Genomic DNA, 1,928 nt, shown 5'->3' with positions numbered 1-1,928 from the left:
GCGGATCTACGACCCGAATGTATCGCGGATGCTGCAGGCTGATCCGGATGTTACGGATATCACCAACCTGCAGAATACGAACCGGTATAGCTATGTGCTCAACAACCCGATGAGCTGGACGGATCCGACGGGCTACGAGTTTTACGCGACCGGCTCGAACATCGGATTTGATACACAATCGGCTGCGGACAATTTCTTTCAGGGTATGGGAGGCAGTTACGCGTTTCAGAGCGGCGGCTTCAGGAGTGCGATAGCCGCAGAGCAGGCGAATGCCGCATTGAATACATTGTTCGGCCAGAACTTCGCAAACGGGCTGACCTGTTCAACCGGAGCGGGTGCTGCTGGCCAATCGTCATCTAAGGATGATTTCAATATATTGCTTGCCCCCTCGAAGGTGGCTGGGGGCGTGCAGGAAAAGACGACTAAAGGAATTGTTACGGCCGGTCCAGTTGTCGAAGTGGGAAGCAATGCTGGTACGGGAGAAGGCTCGACGACAACTACGTACATACACAGAGTATTAACAGTCGGCGCTTTCGCACCTTCGTTTTTTGGGCTCCGCGTTTACTCTTGCAGATGCCGGGGTCTATTGGGCGCAAGGCGACATCCATGAAGCGAAAATGAATCTCGGATTCTCTGCGCTGGGAATGACAGCAGATGCGGGCATATTGAAACTGGCGTATAAAGCATCAAAAGTCGGTTTGGCGGCAAAGACAGCAGAGAGTGCTGTCACTGAAATATCGTTTGGCGTCAAAGCGACCAAAAATAGCGCACATCAGATAAACGTCCATTTGACGCAATCCGAGGCTATAGACAATCTGGCTGCAAATGGGTATTCCAAGACGCTTTCAAAGGATGGCACTGTTACCATCATGACTAATGGCGATAAAGTTTATAGATTTTATCCCCAGTCTACTGGTGGGGCGTGGTAGGCGCAGCATATGGCGTTCCCTCGGCGTCGGTCTCTGTGAAGGATCAGATCATTACTAAGTTGAGATTCCAGGGGGAGTGATATGCAAGTCAATAAAGACATTCAGTCGGGCACTGAAGCGCCGGGTGTGATTGTTGCTGGAGCAGACATTCCCCAGCATGTATTTTCTCGGAGATTTGGTAATTATTTGTTCTTTGATGCCGATATTGGCTCCTCAGGTGCTCTGATCTTGGCCATTCAGTTGATCGTCAGAACTTGCTTTGGCGTGGAATCCAAGGTCAAGGTATTTACTAGCTCAAACAGAGAGTTGTTGGGGTGTTTGAGTTCGGACGATGCTTGGCCTGTAGAGGTAAGCAAAATTAGCAAAGCAATGCGCAACTCAGGCGATTGCAGCGGACTAGTTCTTGTGGATGCGACCGGAAAATGGGCTGTGTATCAAAATCGGCCAATTGATGTTGGTGTCTTTGCTTTTGACGGCGGTCAAGACTTGCGGAGTATCGCGACGGTTATAGAGGACTGTTTTTTCGATTGTGAACAAATTGCGCACTGGCTATCTGCAAAAGGGGAGCGCGATATCGGCTTGGTTGAAAGTTTTGGTCGTGATTTCCTTAATGCCTTGATGAAGAATTACTCCATTCAGTCGATTGACTCTTAAGGTGGCGTCAGACTGGAGCTAAAACCAAGCCGGTGCCGGAGTGATCCGCACTGGTTTTTTACAAGCCGCAACCCATCAATCTCCCGCTTCCTGGTCGCATCCCACACGAACTTCGTGATGGCCACCATGCTTCCATTTACCGAAAAAATGCCGTCACGTTAAATCATCGCGACCACCACTCCGTCGAGCAATTGGCATCGATTAGAACAAATTGAATATCGATCTGCCAATAACTCGGTGTTAGCCCCGTGTAATTCCGGGTTGATGACGTGCATTTGCAGCAAAGCCGAGAAGTGGCAATTTCGTAAAAGTAATTGGATGCGTCGGAATGCCGTTTGGCTGCGC

General features: G+C 49.8%; 3 protein-coding genes. All 3 read left to right on the top strand.

The window, feature by feature from the left end; all coding sequences use genetic code 11:
• Positions 1–610 (top strand): RHS repeat-associated core domain-containing protein (locus ACYQ1A_RS21760; RefSeq protein ID WP_499365819.1); only part of this gene is annotated, 610 nt, incomplete at its 5' end.
• A 7-nt stretch (positions 611–617) separates the two neighbouring features.
• Positions 618–929, top strand: a complete 312-nt coding sequence (locus tag ACYQ1A_RS21755; RefSeq protein ID WP_499365818.1) for a hypothetical protein — start codon at positions 618–620, stop codon at positions 927–929.
• 81 nt (positions 930–1,010) lie between these two features.
• The gene (locus ACYQ1A_RS21750; RefSeq protein ID WP_499365817.1) at positions 1,011–1,583 is read left to right on the top strand and encodes a hypothetical protein; all 573 of its coding nucleotides are present in this window, start codon (positions 1,011–1,013) and stop codon (positions 1,581–1,583) included.
• Positions 1,584–1,928: the final 345 nt, after the last annotated feature.

Source organism: Silvimonas sp. JCM 19000, assembly GCF_054652575.1.
This window is presented reverse-complemented; position numbering and strand designations above follow the sequence as displayed.

Excerpts from the sequence above, each read along its gene's own strand:
- ACYQ1A_RS21750 (WP_499365817.1), top strand. The coding sequence starts at position 1,011 with ATGCAAGTCAATAAAGACATTCAGTCGGGCACTGAAGCGCCGGGTGTG.
- ACYQ1A_RS21755 (WP_499365818.1), top strand. The coding sequence starts at position 618 with ATGAATCTCGGATTCTCTGCGCTGGGAATGACAGCAGATGCGGGCATA.